20 protein-coding genes are annotated in these 25,582 nt (G+C 56.9%); 6 read left to right on the forward strand and 14 right to left on the reverse strand.

Features of this window, described 5'->3' with window-relative positions; all coding sequences use genetic code 11:
• Nucleotides 1–8: 8 nt before the first annotated feature.
• From kdpD to AAGR22_RS21045, 6 genes are all read right to left on the reverse strand, one after another.
• Nucleotides 9–2,798, reverse strand: coding sequence for a two-component system sensor histidine kinase KdpD (gene kdpD / locus AAGR22_RS21020; RefSeq protein ID WP_345829433.1), 2,790 nt, complete (start codon nt 2,796–2,798; stop codon nt 9–11).
• 43 nt (nt 2,799–2,841) lie between these two features.
• On the reverse strand, nt 2,842–3,417 hold the full coding sequence (gene kdpC, locus AAGR22_RS21025) for a potassium-transporting ATPase subunit KdpC (protein ID WP_067700255.1): 576 nt from the start codon (nt 3,415–3,417) through the stop codon (nt 2,842–2,844).
• A gap of 12 nt (nt 3,418–3,429) precedes the next feature.
• Complete coding sequence (gene kdpB, locus AAGR22_RS21030; RefSeq protein WP_067700257.1) at nt 3,430–5,475, reverse strand: potassium-transporting ATPase subunit KdpB; 2,046 nt, start codon at nt 5,473–5,475, stop codon at nt 3,430–3,432.
• A 17-nt stretch (nt 5,476–5,492) separates the two neighbouring features.
• Nucleotides 5,493–7,178 carry a potassium-transporting ATPase subunit KdpA gene (gene kdpA, locus AAGR22_RS21035; RefSeq protein WP_345829435.1) on the reverse strand — a complete coding sequence of 562 codons (1,686 nt, stop codon included), beginning with the start codon at nt 7,176–7,178 and terminating at the stop codon, nt 5,493–5,495.
• The gene (gene kdpF / locus AAGR22_RS21040; protein WP_156484905.1) at nt 7,178–7,267 is read right to left on the reverse strand and encodes a K(+)-transporting ATPase subunit F; all 90 of its coding nucleotides are present in this window, start codon (nt 7,265–7,267) and stop codon (nt 7,178–7,180) included. The genes kdpA and kdpF overlap by 1 nt, the downstream gene beginning before the upstream one ends.
• A gap of 613 nt (nt 7,268–7,880) precedes the next feature.
• Nucleotides 7,881–8,276 (reverse strand): polyketide cyclase, encoded by a 396-nt coding sequence (locus AAGR22_RS21045; protein ID WP_067700263.1) that lies wholly within the window; start codon nt 8,274–8,276, stop codon nt 7,881–7,883.
• Between the two features lie 196 nt (nt 8,277–8,472).
• Here AAGR22_RS21045 and AAGR22_RS21050 point away from each other — a divergent pair, with 196 nt between their 5' ends.
• The 3 genes from AAGR22_RS21050 (at nt 8,473) to AAGR22_RS21060 (ending at nt 11,973) form a co-directional block, all read left to right on the forward strand.
• The gene (locus AAGR22_RS21050; protein ID WP_345829437.1) at nt 8,473–10,593 is read left to right on the forward strand and encodes a TonB-dependent siderophore receptor; all 2,121 of its coding nucleotides are present in this window, start codon (nt 8,473–8,475) and stop codon (nt 10,591–10,593) included.
• 7 nt (nt 10,594–10,600) lie between these two features.
• Nucleotides 10,601–11,626: an ABC transporter substrate-binding protein gene (locus AAGR22_RS21055; RefSeq protein ID WP_082804048.1), complete on the forward strand. Its 1,026-nt coding sequence runs from the start codon at nt 10,601–10,603 to the stop codon at nt 11,624–11,626.
• A gap of 92 nt (nt 11,627–11,718) precedes the next feature.
• Entirely contained in the window at nt 11,719–11,973 is a 255-nt protein-coding gene (locus AAGR22_RS21060; RefSeq protein WP_067700269.1) for a hypothetical protein, read from the forward strand.
• 5 nt (nt 11,974–11,978) lie between these two features.
• Here AAGR22_RS21060 and AAGR22_RS21065 read toward each other — a convergent pair whose 3' ends face one another.
• Complete coding sequence (locus AAGR22_RS21065; RefSeq protein ID WP_067700271.1) at nt 11,979–12,977, reverse strand: alpha/beta hydrolase; 999 nt, start codon at nt 12,975–12,977, stop codon at nt 11,979–11,981.
• 465 nt (nt 12,978–13,442) lie between these two features.
• Nucleotides 13,443–14,456 (reverse strand): alcohol dehydrogenase AdhP, encoded by a 1,014-nt coding sequence (adhP, locus tag AAGR22_RS21070; RefSeq protein ID WP_067700276.1) that lies wholly within the window; start codon nt 14,454–14,456, stop codon nt 13,443–13,445.
• Between the two features lie 218 nt (nt 14,457–14,674).
• Here adhP and AAGR22_RS21075 point away from each other — a divergent pair, with 218 nt between their 5' ends.
• On the forward strand, nt 14,675–15,019 hold the full coding sequence (locus tag AAGR22_RS21075; RefSeq protein ID WP_067700278.1) for a hypothetical protein: 345 nt from the start codon (nt 14,675–14,677) through the stop codon (nt 15,017–15,019).
• A gap of 16 nt (nt 15,020–15,035) precedes the next feature.
• On the opposite strand, the gene AAGR22_RS21080 is transcribed toward AAGR22_RS21075, so the two are convergent.
• The 4 genes from AAGR22_RS21080 to AAGR22_RS21095 form a co-directional block, all read right to left on the reverse strand.
• Complete coding sequence (locus AAGR22_RS21080) at nt 15,036–15,332, reverse strand: chaperone modulator CbpM (RefSeq protein WP_067700281.1); 297 nt, start codon at nt 15,330–15,332, stop codon at nt 15,036–15,038.
• A complete protein-coding gene (cbpA, locus tag AAGR22_RS21085) occupies nt 15,332–16,276 on the reverse strand; it encodes a curved DNA-binding protein (RefSeq protein WP_067700283.1) in 945 nt (314 codons plus the stop codon). The genes AAGR22_RS21080 and cbpA overlap by 1 nt, the downstream gene beginning before the upstream one ends.
• 635 nt (nt 16,277–16,911) lie before the next feature.
• The gene (mntP, locus tag AAGR22_RS21090; protein WP_067700286.1) at nt 16,912–17,484 is read right to left on the reverse strand and encodes a manganese efflux pump MntP; all 573 of its coding nucleotides are present in this window, start codon (nt 17,482–17,484) and stop codon (nt 16,912–16,914) included.
• A 190-nt stretch (nt 17,485–17,674) separates the two neighbouring features.
• Complete coding sequence (locus AAGR22_RS21095) at nt 17,675–17,914, reverse strand: hypothetical protein (protein WP_156484906.1); 240 nt, start codon at nt 17,912–17,914, stop codon at nt 17,675–17,677.
• On the opposite strand from AAGR22_RS21095, the gene AAGR22_RS21100 reads away from it, so the two are divergent.
• Entirely contained in the window at nt 17,880–18,122 is a 243-nt protein-coding gene (locus AAGR22_RS21100; RefSeq protein WP_345829443.1) for a DUF1158 family protein, read from the forward strand. The two genes, AAGR22_RS21095 and AAGR22_RS21100, sit on opposite strands and share 35 nt — an antisense overlap.
• Before the next feature lie 249 nt (nt 18,123–18,371).
• Here the strand turns inward: AAGR22_RS21100 and mgtA are convergent, their stop codons facing one another.
• On the reverse strand, nt 18,372–21,056 hold the full coding sequence (gene mgtA, locus AAGR22_RS21105; protein ID WP_345829445.1) for a magnesium-translocating P-type ATPase: 2,685 nt from the start codon (nt 21,054–21,056) through the stop codon (nt 18,372–18,374).
• 981 nt (nt 21,057–22,037) lie between these two features.
• On the opposite strand from mgtA, the gene AAGR22_RS21110 reads away from it, so the two are divergent.
• A complete protein-coding gene (locus AAGR22_RS21110) occupies nt 22,038–23,366 on the forward strand; it encodes an MFS transporter (protein WP_345829447.1) in 1,329 nt (442 codons plus the stop codon).
• 95 nt (nt 23,367–23,461) lie between these two features.
• Here AAGR22_RS21110 and AAGR22_RS21115 read toward each other — a convergent pair whose 3' ends face one another.
• Nucleotides 23,462–25,528: an AsmA family protein gene (locus AAGR22_RS21115; RefSeq protein WP_345829448.1), complete on the reverse strand. Its 2,067-nt coding sequence runs from the start codon at nt 25,526–25,528 to the stop codon at nt 23,462–23,464.
• Nucleotides 25,529–25,582: the final 54 nt, after the last annotated feature.

Here is a 25,582-nt window from a genome sequence, read left to right on the forward strand (position 1 = left end):
ACGTATACTCAGCGCTCCTCACCCGGCTCATACTCTTCAATCATCGGCGGCGTCTGCATCGTCAGGGTAATAATGAAACGGGCACCGCCCTCAGGGCGGTTCTCCGCACGGATCTGCCCGCCGTGGATATCAACAATGGCATGGCAAATGGCCAACCCCAGACCGACGCCCGGCACCGCAGACTCTTTATCCCCGCGTGAGAACTTCTCAAATATCTGCGCTTCCTGCCCACCGGGGATCCCCGGCCCGCCGTCCCAGACCTCAAGGGTAAGCTGCTGCATCCGGTTCTCAGCCTCGTTCATCGCTGACCCACGCTGCATCCGGTTTCCAGCATCGCGCCCTGTTGAGCCGCCCGGCCTCTGGCCTTCGCCAGCCATCATCTGTGGCTCGACGCGCGCGCGAATGCCGATGTCAGCCACTGGCCCGGCATACTTGAGCGCATTCTCCAGCAGGTTGGTCAGCACCCTCTCCATCAGCGGGCCGTCCACCTGAATCAGCACGAGCTCAGGCGGCAGATCCAGTGCGATATGTCGTCCGGCCAGCGACGATGCCATCATTCTCAGCGTACTACCGACCAGCTCATCCAGCGCCATCCATTCGGTACACAGGCTGAACCCACCGGACTGCAGGCGTGCCATATCCAGCAGATTATTCACCAGCCGGATGGTATTCAGCGTCTGCTCCCGCATCGCGCTGGCCTGCGGCGCATGTTCAGAACCCGCCGTGGCCAGATCCAGCGTCAGTATTTCCGCCTGGCCAAACAGTACCGTCAGCGGCGTGCGCAGGTCGTGAGACAGCGCCGACAGCAGCGCGTTACGCAACTGCTCCCGCTCGGCGGCGAGACGCGCGGCGGCTTCCCGCTGGCTGAGGGCCATGCGCTCCAGCGCATTAGCGATCAGTACGATAAAGGTCTCAATCAGCCGCTGCTGCTCGGGGATCATCAGCTGGCGCAGGTTCACGGGCTCCAGCACCAGCAGCCCCAGCGTTCCGGGGCCACTTTTTAGCGGCAGGATCTGCCAGGGTACGCCCGGCAGCGTATCGGTTCCTGCACCGGCGGGCTGGCCCCGATCAAAGCTCCAGCGCGCGATTGCCCTGTCCGGGACGGTACTGAGCTCTGGCACGCCCGCTGCGATAAGTTCGCCCTGCTCATCCGGCAGTAGCAGCTCGCTTCGCGCCTGAAGCGTAATGTGCGCGCTGCGCTGTAGCGCCGCGGCAATGTCCTGCGGCGTCAGTGCGCGACTGAGTGATTTCGCCATTTCATAGAGATGCCGAACACGCCGTTCGCGGTAGCGGGCGACCCGCGCCTGATAGCGTACCCCCGCCGTCAGATTACCCACAATCACGCCAACCGCCAGCATCACGCCAAAGGTCACCAGGTACTGCACATCTGACACCGCGATGGTGCCGGTCGGCATAACAAAAACCACGTCAAAAGCGACAATATTCAGGATAGTCGCGACCACCGATGGCCAGCGGCCATAGCGCAAGGCCACCACCACCACCGCCAGCAGATAGACCATTACCAGATTAACCGAGTCGACGCCCGGCAGCAGCCAGCGGCCAGCCAGCGTAACCAGCGCGCACAGCGCCGCTGCCGCCGTGCAGCCTTTCATCTGCATGCGCCATTTATCCTGGGTGAGGCGCTGACCCTCTGCCGGGCCGGGCGGCAGCGGGGTCGACTCATCCAGCGCCACAATGACCAGATCGAGATCCGGCCCGAGCTGGCCCAGGCGATCGGCGAAGCTGTCGCGCTTCCAGCGACGTGCCGGCCGGCGACCAATAATGATTTTCCCCAGATTATTTTCGCGCGCGTAGCGCAGCACCGCCACCGCCTCGCTGGGATCGGAAAGGGTCGCCGTTTCCGCACCCAGATCCTGCGCCAGCCTTAGCGTACGCAGAATATTGCGCCGTCGCGCTTCATTCAGCTTGTAGAGCCGGGGCGTCTCAACGTAGACGGCATGCCATACGCAGTCGAGCCTGGCGGCCAGCCGTGCTGCCGTCCGCACCAGCTTTTCGCTGCCGGTATTATCGCCAATGCAAAGCAGCAGGGCATCGCGGGTATGCCAGACTTTTTCCCGACCCTGGCCGTCGCGCCACGCGCGCACCTGATCGTCAACGCGATCGGCAGTGCGCCTTAGCGCCAGTTCGCGCAGGGCATATAAATTTCCCTTGCGGAAGAAGTTCTCAATGGCGCGTTCGGCGCCCTCGCCGATGTAAACCTTGCCCTCTTTCAGGCGCTGACGAAGATCGTCGGCGGGCAGATCGACCAGTACCACCTCGTCGGCGGCATCAAAAAAGGGATCGGGAACGGTTTCACGCACGCGGATGCCGGTCACGCCGCCGACCACATCATTCAGGCTTTCCAGATGCTGAACGTTGACCGTGGTCATTACGTCAATCCCCGCCTCCAGCAGCTCATCAATATCCTGCCAGCGCTTAGGATGACGCGAACCGGGCGCATTGGTATGCGCCAGCTCATCCATCAGGATCACCGCCGGATGGCAGGCCAGCGCGGCGTCCAGATCAAACTCCGGATGACGGTTCTGGCCAGTGGCGCGGCGCGGCAGGAGGGTTAGCCCCTCCAGCAACGCCGCCGTTTCGACCCGGCCGTGCGTTTCGACCACGCCCACCAGCACCGCCAGCCCCTGCGCCCGCAGGCGCTGCGCCTCCTGCAACATGGCCCAGGTTTTGCCCACACCTGCACAGGCCCCGAACCAGATTTTCAGCCTGCCGCGCCCGGTGTCGCGGGTTTGCAGCAGCAGTGCGTCCGGATCCGGGCGCTGAAGTTCATCGTTCATCCTGTTCCTTATGACTGGCAGACCCTTTATCGTTCCCGCTTAATCACTGCGCCGTCAGATCGTCCAGCGCCAGGTTCAGCGTCACCACGTTCACCCCCGGCTCGCCGATAAAGCGGGGAAAGGGCGTTTGGATATTGTCGTTAATCAGCCGCTTTACCTCTTCCAGCGGCAGGTTACGGGCCGCCGCGACCCGGGCCGCCTGCCACAGCGCCGCCTGCGGCGAGATTTGCGGGTCCAGCCCGCTGCCGGAAGCCGTCACCAGGTCCACCGGCACCCTGTCGCTGGCCTGCGGGTTCGCGCGACGAAGCGCCGTCACCCGCTGTGTTACCGCCTCATCCAGCGCCGGATTGCTGACCGCCATATTGCTGCCTGACGAAGCCAGCGGATTATAAGGAGAATCGCCGGTCGCGGAGGGTCGGCTCCAGAAATAGTCCGGTCGGCTAAAATTCTGCCCGATCAGCGTCGAGCCAACCGGTTTATCCTCTCTGTAGAGCAACGAGCCCGTGGCCTGGGAGGGAAACCACCACTGTGCCAGCAGGGTCGTCATCAGAGGATAGAGTAAACCGGTTATTAAGGTTAGTAGCAGCAGCAAAATCACTGCGGGTCGTAACTGACTCATGATGATAATTCCTTAAAACAGACCGGTCAGGGTCAGCAAGATATCAATAAGCTTGATGCCCACGAAGGGCACCAGCAGGCCGCCAACGCCGTAAATCCACAGGTTGCGTCGCAGCAGCGCGGCGGCACTCAGCGGGCGATAGCTCACCCCTTTCAGCGCCAGCGGGATGAGAAAGACAATCACCAGGGCGTTAAAGATCACCGCCGAGAGGATCGCCGAGTCCGGCGAGTGCAGCCGCATCACGTTCAGGGCGTTTAGCTGTGGATAGGTCACGGCAAACGCCGCCGGGATAATGGCGAAATACTTCGCCACGTCGTTGGCGATGCTGAAGGTGGTCAGGGAGCCGCGGGTCATCAGCATTTGTTTACCGATATGCACCACTTCCAGCAGCTTGGTGGGGTTGGAGTCCAGGTCGACCATATTTCCCGCCTCCTTTGCCGCCTGGGTGCCCGAGTTCATGGCGACCGCCACATCGGCCTGAGCCAGCGCGGGCGCATCATTGGTGCCGTCACCGGTCATCGCCACCAGCCGTCCTTCAGCCTGATACTGGCGGATCAGCGCCAGCTTGGCCTCCGGCGTCGCTTCGGACAAAAAGTCATCCACGCCCGCCTCGGCGGCTATCGCGGCGGCGGTCAGCGGGTTATCGCCGGTGATCATAATGGTCTTGATGCCCATTTTACGCAGCTCGGCAAAGCGTTCCTTTATGCCGCCCTTAACGATGTCCTTAAGCGCCACCACGCCCATCACCTGCGCGCCGTCGCACACCACCAGCGGCGTACCACCGCCGCGCGCCACCTCTTCAACCTGACGGTTGACCTCCAGCGGGAACTGTCCGCCGCCGCTGTCGATATGACGGCGCACGGCATCCACCGCCCCTTTACGCACCATTCGATCCTGGACGTTCACGCCGCTCATGCGGGTTTGTGCCGAGAACGGGATAAAAGTGGCCCCCATGCTGGTCAGATCGCGCTCACGCAGGTTAAATTTCTGCTTCGCCAGCACCACAATGCTGCGCCCTTCCGGCGTTTCGTCAGCCAGCGAGGCCAGCTGCGCCGCGTCTGCCAGCTGTTCTTCACTGACCCCCGGCGCGGGAATAAACTGCGTGGCCTGGCGGTTCCCGAGGGTAATGGTGCCGGTTTTATCCAGCATCAGCACATCCACGTCACCGGCGGCCTCCACCGCACGACCGCTGGTGGCGATCACGTTCGCCCCCAGCATGCGGCTCATCCCGGCCACCCCAATCGCCGACAGCAGCCCGCCGATGGTGGTGGGGATCAGGCAGACCAGCAGCGCTACCAGCACGGTTACGCTGACGGCATGACCGCCCCAGGCGGAAAAAGGCCAGAGCGTGGCGGTCGCCAGCAGGAAGACGATGGTCAGCGCCACCAGCAAAATAGTGAGGGCAATCTCATTCGGCGTTTTACGGCGGGTCGCCCCTTCTACCATGGCGATCATCCGGTCAAGAAAGGTCTCGCCGGGATTAACGCTGCACTGAATAATCAGCCAGTCAGAGAGGATACGGGTGCCGCCGGTCACCGAAGAGAAGTCGCCGCCGGATTCCCGGATCACCGGCGCGGATTCACCGGTAATGGCGCTTTCGTCCACCGACGCGCCGCCTTCCAGGACTTCACCATCGCACGGAATAATGTCCCCGGCCTCCACCAGTACCACGTCGCCTTTACGCAACGTATCTGCCGAAACCTGACGATGAGGCGCACCGTAGCGTGTCCCGGCCAATTTTTTGGCGTAGCTGGTTTTCTGCACGCCCTTCAGGCTGTTGGCCTGCGCCTTACTGCGTCCCTCCGCCAGCGCTTCAGCAAAGTTGGCGAACAGCACGGTAAACCAGAGCCACAGCGAGATAGCGGCGGTAAAGCCCGCGCTGCCGGGCGTTTTACCGGCCAGCATCGCCAGGGCCAGCAGGGTAGTCAGTACGCTACCCAGCCAGACAACAAACATCACCGGATTTCGCAGCTGTACGCGGGGGGTGAGTTTTTTCACCGCATCACCTGCGGCGGTCCGCATCAGCGCAGCATCAAACAGCGCCTGTTGATTACGCATTCTCTTTCTCTCCGGCATTAATGACTGTACGTTTGCAAATGTTCTGCCACCGGCCCGAGGGCCAGCGCAGGGATAAACGTGAGCGCGCCAACCAGCAATACGGTGCCAATCAGCAGCGCGATAAACAGCACGCCGTGGGTCGGCAGGGTGCCGTTGCCCGCAGGCTGGATCTTTTTCACCGCCAGCGAACCGGCAATCGCCATCACGGGAATGATGATGCCGAAACGGCCAGCCAGCATGCAGAACGCCAGCAGCAGGTTCCAGAAGGGCGTATTGGCACTCAGTCCACCAAAGGCGCTACCGTTGTTGTTCGCCGCCGAAGAAACGGCATACAGCACCTCGCTAAAGCCGTGAATGCCCGGGTTGAAGATGCCGCTGCGTCCGGCATCGGTCATCATCGCCAGCGCGGTGCCCAGCAGGACCAGCGCGGGCGTAACCAGAATGGCCAGCGCGGTCATTTTCATCTCCCAGACGTCGATTTTTTTGCCCAGATATTCCGGCGTACGACCAATCATCAACCCGGCGATAAACACCGCCAGCAGCACAAACAGCAGGATGCCGTACAGCCCCGCGCCCACGCCGCCAAATACCACCTCACCAATTTGCATCAGCCACATCGGCACCATGCCGCCCAGCGCGGTGAAGGAGTCATGCATCGCATTGACCGCCCCGCACGAGGCCGCCGTGGTGATTGCCGCAAACAGGCTGGAGTTAAGGATGCCGAAGCGCGTCTCTTTGCCCTCCATATTGATCGCGCTGTCGGCGCCCAGGCTGAGGAAATGAGGGTTTCCCCGCAGCTCGGCCCACATCACCACTACTACGGCTGCAATAAACATCATCGACATCGCCCACAGCAGCGCGTGGCCCTGACGACCGTCTTTCACCACCTCGCCAAAGGCGAAGCAGAGCGCGGCGGGGATCAAAAAGATCGCCAGCATCTGCACAAAATTGCTCAGGGCGGTAGGATTCTCAAACGGGTGCGCCGAGTTAGCATTGAAGAAGCCGCCGCCGTTCGTGCCCAGCATTTTGATCGCTTCCTGCGAGGCGACCGGTCCCATCGGCAGCGTTTGCTTCACACCCTCCAGCGTATGCAGGTCAACGTAACCGCTGAAATTTTGCAGCGTCCCCTGACTGACGAAGAACAGCGCCATCAGCAGCGAGATCGGCAGCAGAACGTACAGGGTGATGCGCGTCATATCCCGCCAGGCATTGCCGAGGGTGCCCAGTGACCGGTTGGCAAAGCCACGGATCAGCGCAAAGGCCACGGCAATACCGGTGGCAGCGGAGAGAAAGTTTTGCACCGTCAGCCCAGCCATCTGGCTGAAATAGCTCAGGGTGCTCTCGCCCGCATAGGCCTGCCAGTTGGTGTTGGTGACAAAGCTGACGGCGATGTTTAGCGCCAGATGCCAGCTAAGATTGGGCAGCTGCTGCGGGTTAAGCGGTAGTGAGGCCTGGGTCATCAACATGACCGTCAGCAGGATCAGGCCGCCCAGGTTAAACAGCAGGATGGCCAGCAGATAGCGCTGCCAGCTCATTGGCTTAGCATCGACCCCGCTGACGCGCCATAGTCGCCGCTCGAATCCCGCCAGACCCGGCATGGGCCGGTCGTCGATCAGACGAACCAGCCCGGTTCCCAGCGGCCTGGCCAGGACAATCAGGATCACCATGTAGCTGGCGATCAGTAAAAATGCGCTGGCAGCCATCAGAATGCCTCCGCATTAATCAGGGCATAGACCAGATAGCCCATCAGCAGAAAAACCAGCACAATGCCGGCAATTAACGCCATGCTCACAACACACCTCCAGAGCCTTTTCAGATGGCGTTAGTTTGGCGTGACGGATGAAAAGTTAATGTAAAAATGGCGGGGTGCGGCGTAAAAAAAGTATAAAAATTTGGAGGTGAAGTGGCTTCAACGAAAGCCAGGATAGGGGTGCAGTCATGCACACTGAAGCGCGACGCGGCGGTTATTTTTTTGTGAATGCTTTATTTATAAGAAATACGGTTAACCCTGCCAATAGTAAAGGGCAAACCACAAGGGCGACGATCAAAGAATTAGCCGTTGAGCCAAACAGGTTAAATGGATTAGTAAGATTAACAATGACGTGATAGCTGGCACTCGACAAAAATCTGAATAGCACCTCAGGAAGAATGAATAAGTAGATTAATGCCGAAGTAACAAAAACCAGGATATTTTTCAACCTTGTCAGCTGTGCTTATCCTTGCAACAGGGGAACCTGAACGGTACTAAACTAACGCTTTTATTTTTGAAACAGCTATCTGTCAGAATGTCATGGGTTACTAAATAGCGGTTCCACATAGCGCCACAGGTGGGGCTATGGCAATAAGCAGGCCTTAGAAAGCACACAACATTATATCGCCAGCAGCGCGGCTGCTGGCTCTGATAATCAGGTGGTCAGCAGGGTATGCAGCGCCTGTAAATCACGCTTCATCCACTCCAGGTCCTGAGAAAATTTCTCGTCGGACATCAGCGGCTGACGAAATACGGTAATCAGCACTTCCGCACCCGCTTCATTCTCCACCACGCGCATCGGTACATACACCTCTTTGCCATAACCGCTGTCCACGTAGTGATCCATCACGCCGAAAGGGTTGTGGTCGGTGAAGCGGATTTTTACGTTTTCATCTGTTCCGGTGGCCTTCCAGTAATTGCCTTCCTGTACCAGCGTCGACTGGCTCAGGCCCGAGGCCCACTTTGGAAAATAGTCGGGCTTCCAGATGGTTTCATACAGATCAACCCAGTTACGGGGAATGGTCATACTGATGGTTTGCGATGGCAGCATAGATTCTCCTGAAAAAACATATCACCCTGATTTAACCATTCGACGGCCGGGATGGAAAGCACTCAGCAGCCATTATGTTAGCTGCATGCCGCTATATATAATCTTACATAGCGTTATGCTAATCTTTGCGCTCTTTTGACAGCATCCCCGGCGCAGTCGACCGTTCGAGTCGTCACCGTCTCTTTAAGGTATCTAAATGGCAGTGGTAAAAACGTCCCTGGTGGCAGGGAAAGGCGCGCTCTGCGTGTTAATTTGCTTTGCGCTACAGGCTCAGGCCGCCGCGCAGGACAAGACATTAACGGTAGAGGCTACCGCCCCCACCACGGAGGTTGCCGCCCCCGATAAGCAGGCAACGCTCGGTAATCTGGGTAAGCAGGCGGTACGCAATACGCCTTACTCGGTGCAGGTTATTTCGCCGGGACTGATGAAGCAGCAGCAGCTTAAGAGCGTCAGCGATATCTATCGCTATATGCCGTCCGTACAGGGCGATGGCGCCCGGCCCCAAACGCGCGGCATGCAGGGGAGCGTGGTGCAGAACTCGATGATCGACGGCTTAAACGTGGTATCCACCACTGACTATGCCGCCGAACAGTTCGATCATATTGAAGTCCTGAATGGCCTTGCGGGTTCACTTTACGGCCCGGCCAACCCGGCAGGGCTGTTTAACTTTGTCGCTAAGCGTCCGACCGATATCGCGCAGCACAGCCTGACGGTGGGCGCGGGCACCGGCCTCAGCCATCTGGTGTCCGGCGACTTTAGCGGCCCGCTGGATGATAACGATCGCCTGCGCTATCGCGCCAATTTCCTTGATGACGAGGGAAGCGGCTACGTTAGCGGCAGCAAAAAGCGCCGCCAGCTTTTCAGCCTGGCGCTGGATGCTAACCTGAGCGATAAAACGGTGCTGGAGACTAACTTCAGCTACTACCATTTTTACGATAAAGGCCTGCCGGGAAAATTCGCGCTGGGTAGCGGGCTCTCTTTCCCCTCAGCACCGAACCCTAAAACAAAAAATCTCGGCCAGTACTATGCCGGGGACGATAATCATACGCTGACCGCCGGCCTGCACCTGAAGCATGACTTTGACGGCAACTGGCAGGGCGAGGTGGGCGTACTGCGCCAGATTGCTGACCGCGAGTCCACGGCGGTCACCAATACCTTTACCGATAACCGCGGTCATTACAAAACCACGACCTCCTCTGCCACCGCCAGCCGTTTTACGGTTAACAGCTATATGGCTAACCTGAATGGCGAAGTGGATACCGGCTGGCTGCATCATCAGATTTCAACTGGCGTTCGCGGCTTTGTGCTGAAGAACGAAAATCCACGCAGCGGCGGCACATTCACGCTGGGCAGCGCCTCGCTGGATAATCCACAGGCCTTTGCCGAGCCGAATTACCCTGACTTTACCCGACGCTATCACTCGGCGACGGCCACGCAGCAGTCATTACTGCTCAGCGATACCCTGACCTTATCCCCCCAGTGGAGCCTGCTGCTGGCGGGCAGCGAGAGTCTGCTTAACTCCGCCAACTACGCCAAAACCGGCAGCCGTACCAGCGAGTCCAGCGACAGCGGCTTTAGCGTGTCGGCCAGCCTGATGTACAAACCCGTCGATCCACTGACGCTGTACGTCACTTACGCAGACAGCCTGCAACAGGGCGATACCGCCCCCGCGGGTGCCAGCAACGCGGGCAATATTCTCTCTCCTTACCGCAGTAAGCAGGTGGAGGCTGGCAGCAAGCTGGCCGTGGGGAAAGTGTTGCTAACCGCCGCCCTGTTCCAGATTGACCGTCCCTTTGCCTATACCACCACCCGTGGCGACTACGCGGTAGAAGGTAATCAGCGCAACCGCGGACTGGAGCTGATGGCCGACGGCGACCTGAGCGATAATCTGCATCTTTACGGCGGCATGACGTGGCTCGACCCACGCCTGCGTGATACCGCCAGCACCCGCACCGAAGACAAGCAGATCACAGGTCTGGCACGCTATACCGCCAGCCTGTTCGCCGCCTGGGACCTGCCCTTTATTCGCGGTGCCGACGTGCACGGTGGCATGCGCTACGTAGGCCGACGCAGCACCGACAATGCTAATGACAGCTGGGTGGGCAGCTACGCCACCTTTGACGCGGGCACGCGCTACAAAACCCGCCTGTTCAATACCGACACCACGTTCCGGCTGGATATGACCAATCTGACGAACCGCCACTACTGGACTAACATTGTGCCGGGTGGCCTGAATGGCTACAGCGGCGCGGGCTATGCCAGCGCGCAGATTGGTGAGCCACGGATGGTGCAGGTTTCCATGCAGCTGAGTTTCTGATGAGGATATGATGAAAAAGCGTCTGATTTTGCCGCTGCTGGCAGCACTGAGCCTGACGGCGGTCAGCCACGCCACGGTTGCCCGCACGGTGACGGATGATGGAGGGAACCGGGTTGAGGTGCCGCAGGAAGCGCATCGCATTGCCGATGCCTGGTATGCACATCATTCCTTGCTGATGACGCTTGGGGCGGGCGATCGCATCGTCGCCACGGTCAATCATCCCCAGGACCGGCCCTGGATGTTCAAAATCCAGCCCTCTCTGAATCAGGCGCTGTCGGTGCATGGCCGCAGCTTTGAAAGCGAGGCGCTGCTGGCGCGCAAGGTCGATGTGGTTTTTGTACCCGCCGAAGATGCCGATGCTGCCGCCTATCGCCAGGCGGGTCTGCCGACGCTGGTAATGCGCTTTGATGATTTCCCGTCGATGAAGCGCTCACTGCTGACCACTGCTGAAGTTATCGGCAGCGACGACGCCAGGCAGCGCGCAAAAGCGTATAACGCCTGGCTCGACGGCGAGATAGCGGCCATCAGTGCGAAAACCGCCAGCCTGACCGAGGCCCAGCGCCCGCGCGTCCTGCATATTCAGTCGCTTCATCCCCTTAAGGTCGACGGTCGCAATACGCTGATTGACACCTGGATTAAACTGGCGGGCGGGCGCAACGCGGCGGCGGAGGTGGAAGGCAATATGAAGGAAACCTCGCCGGAGAACGTCCTGTTCTGGCAGCCGGATATCATCATCATCGGTGCCGGTGCGGGCACCATAGAGGCGTCGGACTATGCTTCGCTGTTCAGCAATCTTAACGCGGTGAAAAACCATCAGGTATTCCAGAATCCGGCCGGGGTATTCCCCTGGGATCGCTACGGCACCGAGGCCGCGCTGCAAATCCAGTGGGCCGCTAAGCTGCTGCATCCGGCGCTGTTTAAAGACCTGGATATGGTGAAAGCGACGCAGGATTTCTATCATCGCTTCTTTAACTACGATCTGAACAAAACCCAGGCAGCAAGGATTCTACAGGGCCAGGGGCCAGAGAACTAAAGCGAGGGTCTGTCACGTCCGTCGGTAAACACGACTCCCGGGGGTAAACTATACTTAAGTCAAACCTCACTGACTGGCTACTGGAGCAGATTATGAAACTAAGCGGCATTCTGGCTATTCTGTGCCTCGCCCTGCCGGGCGTGGGCTGTTCACAGCTTCCTCCCGCCTCCGTATTTCAGCCGAAGCCAGCCAGCACGCTTTTCACTCCGGCGGCGGCAAAATGCGATGTCAGCCTGTGCCAGCAAAACTGCTACGTCCAGAACAGCCAGTGCGATCGTAATGACAGCAGCGGCTGTGGAGCGAAGATGCAGGCGTGTATACAGGCCTGCACCTCACAGTGCCATTAGCCGCATTAAGGCCGTTTCAGATCCTCAATCAGCCGCTGGTTAAAACGCGCAGGCTCTTCCATCTGCGGCGCATGGCCCAGCCCGGGGAACTCAATCAGCGTGGAATGCGGAATAGTGGCAGCGACCTGTTTGCCTAATTCGTTATAGTGGCCCAGGGTCGCCTTTACCGCCGGAGAGGCAATATCGCTGCCAATGGCGGTGGTGTCAGCGGTGCCAATCATCAGGGTGGTCGGAACGTTCAGATCCCGAAATTCGTAGTAAACCGGCTGAGTAAAGATCATGTCGTACAACAGGGCAGAATTCCATGCCACGACCTGCTTGCCCGGGCCATTATTCAGCCCGGCCAGCATGTTTACCCAGCGGTCATATTCCGGTTTCCAGCGGCCCACGTAATAGGTGTTCAGCTCATATTTCTTAATGCTGGCGGCGGAGGTTTTCAGCTCGCGCTGATACCAGTCGTCTACGCTCCGCCAGGGTACACCCTTCGCTTTCCAGTCCTCCAGACCGATGGGATTCACCAGCACCAGCTTCTGCACCGCCTGCGGATACATCAGCGCAAAACGCGTTGCCAGCATGCCGCCGGTGGAGTGACCCACCAGGACGATGTTATCAAGGTGCAGACTCTCCAGCAGCTGATGCGTATTCAGCGCCAGCTGCTGGAAGCTGTACTGATACTGTGCAGGTTTGGATGCGGTACAGAAGCCAATCTGATCCGGCGCAATGACCCGGTAACCCGCATGGCTCAGGGCTTCAATTGTCTGCTGCCAGGTTACGCCGCAGAAATTTTTACCATGCAAAAGCACCACCGTGCGGCCGTTGGCCCTGTTCTGGGGTTTGACGTCGATATACCCCATCGTGAGCGACTGGCCCTGCGAGGTGAAGGTAAATTTCTGCACGGGATAAGGGAAGGAAAAACCCTGGAGTTCGGGGCCATAGGCTGGCGTCGGGGGGGATATATTCACCTGAGCAGTGACCTGGGGTGGCAGCGTTATCGCCGCCAGCATCAGCAGGCAGTAAAGGCGTCTTAGCACGGGGATCCTCGCTATAGATGTTGATGGGTCTGCAACAGACAATGCTGATTTTTACATTTCAGGCACGGCGGAGAAGCGGGTGAGTGCGAAATTTCACGACTATTGATGGCAATACAGAGGCTCATTTGGGGAAAGATATAGAAATAATTTCATATTCTTTAACAAAAAAAGCGACAACCCCTGGCAGATTTGGCTTTTCAGGTTACATTTATGGGAATATCTGCGTGTACCAAGGAAACACTCATGCTGAGTAACACGAACTGGTTGGTTTCACTGCTTTGGCTACGCCTGTATACCCTTCTCGAACCCAGAGCCTCCGAGCGCTCCAGCTTTTATATGCAAGCCTGACGCCGTTATATGCCCGCCGCTCCGGCCGCCCATTCTTTCCGATCGGCAGCCGAAGCTTGAGGCGCTGCGAATTATTCGCTATCGCACGGGCTATTTCCCGGTGAAATCAATCACCATGCGTCCTTTAATTTTGCCGTCCAGCATCTCACTGAAAATCGCGTTGATATCCTCAACCGGCCTTTTGGTGACTTTCGGCACGACTTTCCCCTCGGCGGCAAACTGGAACGCCTCGGCCAGATCTTCCCGGGTGCCCACCAGTGAGCCAACGACCTGGATACCATCGAGTACCAGACGCGGGATATTCAGGCTCATTGATTCTGGTGGCAGGCCAACGGCAACGATGCGGCCACCGGCGCGCATCGCATCCACCGCTGAGTTAAACGCAGCCTTTGCCACGGCGGTCACTACGGCAGCATGAGCGCCGCCCGTTTTTTCCTGAATAACCTTCGCCGCGTCTTCTTTCAGGGAGTTGACGACCAGGTCGGCCCCCATTTCACTGGCAAACTGGAGCTGCGCATCATTCACATCAACCGCGATCACTTTGGCATTGAAGACGTTTTTTGCATACTGTAACGCCAGGTTGCCCAGACCGCCGAGGCCGTAAATAGCAATCCACTTACCGGGCTGAATACCTGAAACCTTAACTGCCTTGTAGGTGGTAACGCCTGCACAGGTCACGCTGCTGGCCGCCGCCGAGTCCAGCCCGTCCGGCACCCTGACCGCGTAGTCCGCAACAACGATGCACTCCTCTGCCATGCCGCCATCGACGCTAAATCCAGCGTTTTGCACGTCGCGACACAGCGTTTCGTTACCGGTCGTACAGTATTCGCAATGGCCACAGCCCTTATAGAACCAGGCAACGCTGGCGCGATCGCCCACCTTAAGAGAGGTCACGCCGGGGCCAATTTCTTTAACAATACCCACCCCTTCGTGGCCGAGAATAACGCCGGTTTTATCGCCGAAATCACCGTTTTTAACGTGCAAATCGGTGTGGCATACGCCACAGCAGTCCATTTTCAGCAGTGCTTCCCCGTGCTTTAAGGCACGCAGTGTTTTCTCAACAATGTCGACTGTATGATCTTTATTTACCACAGCAGCTTTCATAGCCTTTCCCTCACTTTTCAGGATTGATTTCCCTGCTAACTATACAGATAATTTTTAGCCTGAAGATTGATTTCAGTAAAGAATGAGCGCTGGATTCAAAAAACGAGCAAGCGGCCGCGCCTTCCCTCCTGGATAGCGCATCATTCGCTAAGCCGCTAAACTTTTCAGTAAGACAGGTTAAAATGAGTCCCTCGTTAATCTCGTAACAAGGAGCGAAAATGAAAAAAGTACTGATGCTTCTCGCCGCCGTAGCGATGGCAGGCAGCGCCCAGGCCGATGAGGGAACCGATGATGGTTCTCAGAGCTATATCACCAATCTTTGCACGATAGTGACGCAGGAAAAGAGCCCTGCAACAGCTGATGCTTACATCAACCAGCTAAAAGATTTGGACGCGCGAGGACATTCTTCCTCATCAATGAATACGTCACAATTTGACGAAGATGAGGCCAGAACCGTGGTGGCAGCATGGATGAATCTGAACGATGCGCAGAAAAAAGAGGCGCGCCAGAGCGAACAGGCCTGCCACGATGCCACCCTGAATGAGTATCAGAGTCAGGATTAACGCCTGATCCAGCGGCTTACACCTGAAGCAGTCGGTCCAGCTGTCGCCGTAGCTGCGCATTATCATGCTCAAGGCGGTCAATTTTTTCCAGCAGGGTCAGCACCATTGCCGTCCCTGCCCATTCCAGATCCAGCTCAATTCGCAACCGTCTGGCGCGGCGTAGCGCGCTCAGCGCCTGATAATCAAACAGCCAGATCGCTTCGGCGTCGAGCGGGGAAATGACCCCCAGGCCAACAATTTCGTACAGATCGTCCTGTGAAATCTCTACCACCTGGCAGAGTTCAGTGACGGTAAACCGGGTAAGTTCAGTCATCAGGGTTTCTCCCATGCGGCACGGGGATCAAAGGCGGCCTGACGTGACAGTTCCCGCCACAGTTCACTGGCTTTATCATCGCCTTTCGGCGGCATCACGACGTTGAGTATGGCGTAGAGATCGCCGGTCCCTTTTTTGTTGGCCAGTCCCTTACCTTTTATCCGCAGACGTTGACCGTTTTGGCTGTTCGCAGGCAGAGTGAGCGCAATCTTTCCGTTCAGGGTCGGGACCTGAAGCGTTGCCCCCAGCGCCGCCTCCCAGGGGGCAATGGGCACGATGATATGAAGATCCTGTCCTGCTACCTCATAAAGTGGATGCGGGGCCAGACGTATCACCAGATAGAGATCGCCATTTGCCGCCCCCTGAGTCCCCGCCACGCCCTGACCTTTCAGGCGTATACGCTCACCCTCAACCACGCCGGCCGGAATTTTAACCTTAAGGGTTTTGACCTTAACATCCGTCTGGCGGCCCAGCGCATCATAAATGGGTAGCTTATAGGAAACAGAGCGCGTCTCTTCGGCCAGCGTTTCTTCCAAAAACAGCGGCACTTCCATCTCAAGGTCTTCACCTCTGCGAGGCTGACGGCGCGTGGCCCCCTGCTGTGCCGAATGAAAGCGCTGCCCAAAAACGGATTCAAAAAAGTCAGAATACCCGGCACCACTTCCCTGGGTATGCTGCCAGCTCTCGCCGCCGAAACCCGCAGAAGCGCCGGAAAAACGCGGATCGTTGCGATGAAGCCTGATCTGATCGTATTCGGCGCGGCGCTCGCTGTCCTTAAGCACTTCGTAAGCTTCAGCAACCGCTTTGAAGTGACTCTCCGCATCTTTTTCATCGCTGACGTCAGGATGATACTTTCGCGCCAGTCGTCGATAGGCGGTTTTAATCGCCTTGAGATCCGCTGTCGGCTCCACCTCCAGCAGCGCATAATAGTCTTTAAATTCCATCTGTTATCACCTTATATTCATTATTTTAGTCGATATAAGTTCGGCTCATTCCATCGAACTCCACTGCGCCCTGGCTCCTGTCCCCAGCCCTGATAAGGATTAATCGGTGTCAGACGGGATCGACGAAGCGGCGCAAAGCCCGAATGAATAGTAGCCAGCTATTGAGTGGGTGAAAAGAGAGAACGGTGAAATTACGGTTGTCATTCTATCCTGACAGGGACAGTAAAAGGAGTCAGCCGGTGACGGGGAAGAGGTAAATAACAGGAGCAGTTAACAGAGGGAGATTAAGTGATAGCCAGCGGTCCTTCCATGACCGTGACTATCGAGGGTTTCGGGCCAGAACGCCTCAGGAGAGTGCGCCCGGCGGTACGTGTTTGAACGTTTCAACATAGGTGCGAAACACGTACTTAAGGAATTTTTTCATAAGCCTGCCTGTATCAACTTTTGTTAATAAAACACAAAAATTATACAGCCGGTGGGTTTTTCAGGCAATTTAATTTGAAGTGGATCACAGAAAATCAGCGGAATTATGAATTTATCGAAGTAAACAGCGGCTTAACAAATCGCATTTTGTTAAGCCCTTTAGAAGTGACTGCGGACGGCCAGGCTATCAGAGATAAGCGCGGCCCCCTTAATCAGGCAAACAGACCCAGGTGCTCAATCAGGATATTACTGCCAATACCTATCAGCACCAGACCGCCAAAAATTTCCGCCCATCTCCCCATCATCGGACCCAGGAAGCGGCCGAGAAGAATACCGGCAGAGGCCATAATCATGGTTGAAGCGCCAATCGCGAGCGCGGTCGTTACAATATTAACCTGAAGGAAAGCCAGCCCGACGCCGACGGCCATCGCGTCCAGGCTGGTGGCAACGGCGGTACCGGCCAGCAGCCAGAAGCCGTGACGCTCAGGGGCCTCTTCCGGCGCGTTAACTTTCTTACGCAAGCCTTCCACAATCATTCGCGCACCGAGAATGAACAGCAGAATAAACGCCACCCAGTGGTCCCATGACATCACGTAGCCGCTGGCGGCAATACCCACGCCCCAACCAATCAACGGCGTCAACGCCTCAATAACGCCAAAGATAAGCCCCGTGCGGAGAGCTTCTTTCAGGCCCGGACGGTTCAGGCTGGCACCTTTGCCGATTGCCGCCGCGAAGGCATCCATGGACATACCGAAAGCAAGAATGAGTGTAGCGTATAGATTCATTGTGGTTATACCGGCCCGGAAGCGTAACAGCCGCTCAAAGCATCAAAAGAACAGATCCCGCTGAAAAAATGGGGCGAGAAGGTTAATGTGGGACGCATGCTACCATGGGATGCCTTGAAAAAAAAGACAGTAAAATCAGGGATTTAATTATAGCATCGGCTATACTTTTTAACGAATGCTAATTTCGTGCCTATAAAAAGGCCAAAAAGCCTAAAAGAATTACTACTTTACCCGTTTCGCCCCTAAAACCGCAGGGAATTGCCCCTTCTTTAAGCAGCGCCATTTCTTCTCTGACAGGAAAAAAAGATCCGCCCTGCACCGCGAGGAACGTCAGGGATTGAAGATTGGCAACGATTGCCGGAAAATAGCCCGCAATGACCCGTGATGGAAATCCGATGAAAAATCCCTTTCTGACTTTTTTGATGCCCATGAGCACCCTGATGCTGGGTTTTCTCTCGGCTCTGCTGCTGCCCGCTCCGTGGTTCGGCCTTAGCCTCACCCACAGGCTGGTTGGGATGTTTCACCTGAGCGATATCGGCCAGCTCTATACGCTGGTGTTCTGCCTGTGGTTTTTGCTGCTGGGCGCGGTGGAATACTTTGTGATTCGCTTTCTCTGGCTGAAGTTTTATAAGGTTTAGCCACAAAAAAAGGGACGAGTCACAGACCCGCCCCTTCAAATTTTACTGCTGAGCATCAGCTGGCTGGCTATCGCGCTTAGGCTGAATATTGTGAGCCGCCTGTTATTACCTGCCCGCTGAATATCCGTTAGCCGCTCACCTGCCTACGCGCTAAATATCATTAGCAGCCCGCTGGAGAGTATCATCAGCCCCACGAAGAACAGCACGATAGCGGTTACCGCGTTATTGTGTTTCATTTTTTAATCCTCCTCAGAACCACTGACCAAAGCGGCGCATATAAATACGTTTTATGCTCTGGGCAACGATGCAATATCCGAACAGCGTAGCGACCAGCCACGGGAAATAAGACCAGGGCAGCGGCACCAGGCCAACGGCATGACCCAGCGGCGAGAACGGCAGATAAATACCCAACGCCATGACCAGCCCGGTCATCAGCATGACCGGCAGCGCAGCGCGGCTCTGGATAAACGGGATTTTCTGCGTGCGCAGCATATGTACCACCAGCGTTTGTGACAGCAGCCCTTCCACAAACCAGCCGGACTGGAACAGGGCCTGATGTTCAACGCTGTTCGCAGCAAATACATGCCACATCACCAAAAAGGTGGTGATGTCGAACAATGAGGAGGTGGGCCCCACCCACAGCATAAAGCGGCCAATATTCTTCGCATCCCATTTGCGGGGCTTGCGTAAAAACTCCCTGTCCATTTTGTCCCACGGCAGCGCCAGCTGGGACAGGTCATACAGCAGGTTCTGCAGCAGCAGCTGAATTGCCAGCATCGGTAAGAATGGAATAAAGGCGCTGGCCACCAGCACTGAAAAGACGTTGCCGAAGTTAGAACTGGCGGTCATGTTCAGGTATTTGATGATATTGCCGAAGGTTTCCCGGCCCTTAATGACCCCCTGCTCCAGCACCATCAGGCTCTTTTCCAGCAAAATAATGTCGGCTGACTCTTTGGCGATATCCGTCGCGGTGTCTACCGAAATACCGATGTCCGCATCACGTAGCGCGGGAGCGTCGTTAATCCCGTCACCAAGAAATCCCACCGTATGGCCATTCTGTTGCAGCGCCTTAAGCACCCGTGATTTCTGCTGCGGCGTGAGGCGGCAGAACACCATACGGGATTCAACTTCTGCCCGTAATGCTTCATTACCAAGACGATCGATCTCCCCGCCGGTCAGCGGTTCGCCGGGCTCCAGCCCCACGTCACGGCAAATTTTCGCGGTAATCACGGCATTATCGCCGGTGAGCACCTTCACCGTAACGCCGTTTTCCATCAGTGCTGCAATTGCCTCGCCTGCGCTTTCACGCGGCGGATCGAGAAAGGTCAGCAGTCCGCAGAGGGTCAGATCGCGTTCGTCATCCCTGTGCAGCGGGAGATGCAGCGGCGAATCTCCCAGATCGCGTTCGGCGATAATTAATACGCGAAAGCCCTGCTGATTCAGATGTTCAGCCTGCTGCAACCAGCGCTGGCGCGCGGCCTCATCCAGCTCGCAGCGCTGGCCGTTATCCAGCCAGTGGCTCGCCACCTTCAGCATTTCATCCACTGCGCCCTTGCAGATCAGCTTCTGCTGATTTCGCTCGTCGGCGACCACCACCGACAGACGACGACGTTCAAAATCAAACGGCAGCTCATCGATCTTGCGCCAGCGCCACAGTCCGCTGGTGGCCAGTTTGCCCTCGCTGAAGCGCAGAATCGCCTTGTCCATCAGGTTCTTAATGCCGCTCTGGTGACGGCTGTTCAGCCACGCCAGCTGTAGAACCTGCTCATCGGCGCGACCCTGAACGTTGAGGTGCTGGCTCAGAATTATGCGGTCCTGAGTCAGCGTGCCGGTTTTGTCGGTACAGAGGACATCCATCGCGCCGAAATTCTGAATCGCATTCAGCCGCTTGACCACCACCTTCTGGCGCGACAGGGCAATCGCTCCTTTAGCCAGATTTGAACTGACGATCATCGGCAGCATTTCAGGGGTCAGGCCAACCGCGACCGCCAGCGCAAACATCAGCGCATCGGTCCAGTCTCCTTTGGTAAAGCCGTTAATCAGCAGAACGACAGGCACCATCACCAGCATAAAGCGGATCAACAGCCAGCTGACGCTGTTCACCCCACGATCGAAAGCGGTCTGGGGCCGGCTTCCCACCACTGACTTCGCCAGGGAGCCAAACCAGGTGTGGCCGCCGGTTGCCACCACAACGGCAGTGGCCGTCCCGCTGGCTACGCTGGTTCCCATCAGGCAAATGCCGGGAGCATGCAGGATATTATCCTCCACTTCGTCCGCCGCGCCCGACTCCTGCGCGCGCGCGCTTAGCGGGTCATATTTTTCAACCGGAATGGCCTCACCGCTCAGCGCAGCCTGGCTGACAAACAGGTCGCGGGACGACAGCAGGCGCACATCGGCTGGAACCATATCGCCAGCGGAGAGAAAAATAATATCGCCAGGCACCACATCCTGAAGGGCAATCTCCATCTTCAGGGGCTGGCCCATGATGCCGCTGCGACGGATCACGGTCGCGGTAGTGCGCACCAGTGATTTCAGTGCCTCCGCCGCTTTATTGGTACGGTATTCCTGCCAGAAGCGCAGCAGGCCGCTAAGCATGACCATGCACAGCATAATGCTGACACCGGTCAGGTCGGTCTCTTCCCCCCGGCGCGCTGGAAGCAGGTAGTCGGTAACAAAACTCACCGCCGCCAGGATGACCAGAACCCAGATAAAGGGATTATTGAAGGCCTGAAAAAGCTGCACCAGTGCGTGCGGCGCTTTCTCATTAGCGACCTGATTTTTCCCGTAGTGCAGCAGCCGCTCTGCGGCATCGTCCTGAGTCAGGCCGTTACGCTGGGAACCCAGTCGCGCAAGCGTGTTGTCCAGGCTCTGTTTTAGCTCGCTGCCAATTGCCAGTTCGCGGGCAAGCGTTAATTTGGCGTTATTCATTTTCATCAGCCAGATCCTTTATTCTTCTTTTATTCAGGCGTGGGGACGCTGTCCTGCATGTGAGGATGTTTTAAAAGCGTGAAGATCGGGACGAAGGAGGCGATGTCATGGCGGGGAGGTTGTTATGGGTTAGGCCACCTCCCGGCGCTACGCTGCTCTCTTCGCCCATCGCTGGACGGAGGTTCTTTCATCACAGGCTCCTAAAAGAGATAACAGGCCAGCTGCCGGGCAGCGATAATTACCGATGTCGGCCACATGACAATAAGCCTGTGGCGCGGCCAGTAACGTTCTGGCTGGAGGAAAAATTTGCGTACGCGGGCATTACGAGGCTGGGCGCAGGTAATTCCTGTACGGCGTAGCCAGTACAAAAAAGGTTATTTCGGGGATGCGACAGCTCTGAGAGGAGGTGAAACATTGCCCGCCGACGGTCGGCAAGCAAACAACGGAGTTGGCTTACCTTAGCGCGTATAACCTAAAGGGTGACTGTCCAATTTTTGACTCCATTGTGAAATTCGCCGCCACTATAAGCCCGGCCTGAACAGAAGTAAACTGGAAAGATCCGGACCGAAAACCAGAGGTTATTTCTTAAAAAAAGTTTAACTAACAATGAATTACCTAATAACATCCGGTAACTAACCATCAGGATTTGTTTAAACGATTTATCAACCAGCGCGTTATTTATGCCACTCACAACCCGGTTTTAACCTGTGCTAACCCTTCCATCCGTTTCTCACTGCGACTTTCCTCCTAACGCGTCCCCTACCCGATCGCGTCTGTGCAGCGACGCCTGCACTCTTTATTGTCCGTTTTACAGTGGTTACCGCCAGCAAAAAGAGGTTTCACCCTGATATCAGCCAGCAAATATTCCCACATGCGAACAATTCACTTTTCAGCGCGCAACGCCCTGCCCAGCGGGCTTTTCGGCATTGAACGAGGCCGTTGCAGTGCGTAAAATTCTGTAACACGTCTTAAAAATAAGAAACTGCTATGCAAGCCTCTATCGCACCTGCTTCCGCCGGCCAACCCGATGCCGCCCCCGTAAACTCACGCGGTAAAGTCCTGATCGCTTCACTGGTTGGTACCGCCATTGAGTTCTTTGATTTCTATATTTATGCCACCGCTGCGGTAATCGTTTTCCCGCATATATTCTTCCCACAGGGTGATGCCACCGCCGCGACGCTCCAGTCGCTGGCGACCTTTGCCATCGCTTTTATTGCACGTCCAATCGGCTCGGCGCTGTTTGGTCACTTTGGTGACCGCGTGGGCCGTAAGGTCACGCTGGTGGCCTCGCTGCTTACCATGGGCATCTCAACCGTGGTGATTGGCCTGCTGCCAGGTTATGACACCATCGGGGTGTTCGCCCCGCTGCTGCTGGCGCTGGCGCGCTTTGGACAGGGCCTGGGGCTGGGCGGAGAATGGGGCGGCGCGGCGCTGCTGGCGACGGAAAATGCGCCGGCAAAGAAGCGTGCGCTGTATGGCTCCTTTCCACAGCTTGGCGCGCCTATTGGTTTTTTCTTTGCCAACGGAACCTTCCTGCTGCTCTCCTGGCTGCTGACCGACGCGCAGTTTATTCAGTGGGGATGGCGCGTACCCTTTATTCTCTCGGCGATTCTGGTGCTGGTCGGCCTGTACGTTCGCGTTTCGCTGCATGAATCACCGGTGTTTGCCCGGGTGAAAAAAGAGCATAAGCAGGTTAAGGTGCCGATCGGTACGCTGCTGACAAAGCATCTGAAGGCCACCGTTCTCGGCACCTTTATTATGCTGGCGACCTATACGCTGTTCTATATTATGACCGTCTATTCCATGACTTACGGCACCACCCCGGTACCCAACGGGTTAGGTTTCCCCCGCAATACGCTGCTGTGGATGCTGATGGTGGCGGTGATTGGCTTTGGCGTGATGGTCCCGATTGCCGGACTGCTGGCCGATCGTTTCGGCCGCCGCAGGACGATGATTGTGATTACGCTGATGATTATTCTTTTTGCGCTGATTTTCCCGTCCATGCTGGGATCCGGCAACCAGCTGCTGATGATGGCGTTCCTGCTGTGCGGCCTGAGCGTAATGGGGCTGACCTTTGGTCCAATGGGCGCCCTGCTGCCGGAGCTGTTTCCTACGGAAGTCCGCTATACCGGAGCCTCTTTCTCCTACAATCTGTCGTCGATTCTGGGTGCCTCCGTGGCCCCCTGGATCGCCACCTGGCTGGCGCATAACTACGGTCTGTTCGCAGTGGGCATCTATCTTGCGGCAATGGCCTGCCTGACGTTAATTGCCCTGCTGGCCTGCAAAGAGACGCGCCACGAAACGCTCTACGACTAATTATCCTGGTCAATAAAAAGCCTGCTCAATCACACATTGAGCAGGCTTTTGTGTCTTCTGAAGCCGGGCCAGATTAAGTCCCTGGCCCGCTGCGGTTATTTCTTACTTTTCATTTCCTTTAGCACGTTAGTACACTGGTTCTGCTCGTTGTCGCTGGGCGAAACCAGTGCCAGCAGCGCCGCTGCGGGTGCGACCACGGCGCCCAGCGCGACGGCCGCGGCACCGCGCGCAATCAGCGGGCCAGCTTTTACCCCGGCGTCGGGCTTCTTAAAGGTGCCGCGTACGTATAGCGGCGAGCGCAGGGTGACGATGCGCACCCCTTTACTCTCCGGATTGATCGACAGATCCATTCGCTCGTTGGCAAAATTGGTGGTGCCATTAATATTAATTACTGCGTTTTCCGTATCGAAAACAAAGAGTTTACTGGTGGCCAGTCCGTTCCTGACGTTGAGATCGGCTGCGGCACAGTTAATACGTACCTGGTCGTCGCCAAACAGCTTGCCCACCACGTAGTTACCCACGTTAAGACCGACAATTTCCATCAGGCTACGGCTGATTACGCCGTCGTTCATCAGCATTTTCAAATCGCCGTTGCTGGTCGCCAAAATATCCGCCACGGAGTTGCCGGTGCCGCTCAGGCTGGCATCGCCGTTCATCTGTCCCATACTGCTCTGCATTGCCGCCACTTTAGGGAACAGCTGCTTTAGCTTCAGATTACGGGCGTGCAGATCGGCCCGCGCGCGCATCGGCGTATGATTCCCTTCCATATGAATGGTGGAGTTCAGGCTGCCGCCTGCCACGCCGAAGCGCAGCGGATCGAGCAGCAGGTCGCCGTTCTTCAATACCAGATGGGTATAGAGATCGCTTAGCGGCAGCGAGGTACTGTGTTCAATGCGCTTGCCGCTAAACTTCACGTCGGCATCCATCACGCCCCAGCTTTTGGTATCAAACTTGTCGTGCGGCAGTACGCGGTCAGCGGGCTGATTTGAAACATCGCCCCGCTTCGCCTTAGCCTGTTCAGTCTTACTGCTGTTCTTGCCGGAGTTAACCCCTATGAGCGGGCCAAGATCGGCTATACGCAGCTGGCGCGACTCCAGCGATCCTTCCAGTTTGGGCCGTGGCTTGCTCTGGGTGTAGGTCATGGAACCATGGATATCACTGTCGCCAATATGGCCGTTGAAGTTTTCATAGTTGAATACCGGGCCGCCTTTTTGCTGGAAGTGCGCAATCAGGTGACCATCAGTTTCGTAAGGGGGCGTATCGGGCAGCACAATCCCGGTCAGGCCATAAAGGTTAGCCAGCGTGTCGCCCGAGAAGCGCAGGCGAATATTCAGCCCGCCGAGATTGAGCGGATCCTGTAGGGTGCCCGCCACCTGGACACGCGTGCTGCCGTTACGCACGTCGGCCTGTAGCGGGAATGGGTTGGTTTTACTGCGCAGCGAGAGCATTCCGCCAATTTTACCCTCTCCGTTAAGCTTTTCGCCGTTGTAAGTTCCGTCTGCTTTCCAGCCGAAAACGAAGTCGGATGCGCCCTTCTGGCCGGAATCATCTTTGCTGCCGGCGACCTGGCCATAAGGCACGGGTTTACCCAGCGGATTCACGGTCACCTGGAGATCGGCCTTATTGATAGCATCTTTCACGGCAATCTGTGCACGATCAAACAGGATGTTATCCAGACGGAATGTCCAGGCAGAGGGAGGCTGGTTCGGGTCTGCATTCTCACTGCTGGCCAGATTAAAGGTCCAGTTATTTTTATGGTCAGCGGTCTGGAGCAGCCTGGCATCCGGCTGGGTCAGGCGGATCCAGGGAAGGTAAATCTCCTTGCCTAACAGCGCAAGCGGCGAGAGCGTGGCATCCACCCGATTCAGGTGCACCATGGTAACTTCAGGTATGTTTGCCGGGTTACCCAACATAATATCTTCCGCGTGTACCTGCGGCCAGGGAACCCAGCTGCGCCAGCCATGCTCTTCCCGATTACGCGCCCAGTTGACGCCCAGATCGCCGCGTATGGCAAAGGGCCGGTTCAGCTCGGTTGAAACTTTCTGGTTTATGGTGGGCTTAAGTCGGTTCCAGTCAAACAGGGCGATGATCACGACAATCACCACAACCAGTAACAGCACTATTCCGACAATCCAGCTAATTATTTTTCCCGTACGCGACATACCTGGTCTCCTTGCTCGCTTCGGCTTTCACTAAAGATAGTCCAGAGAACAGGA

Origin of the sequence: Erwinia sp. HDF1-3R (assembly GCF_039621855.1) — a bacterium.
Classification (GTDB): domain Bacteria; phylum Pseudomonadota; class Gammaproteobacteria; order Enterobacterales; family Enterobacteriaceae; genus Erwinia.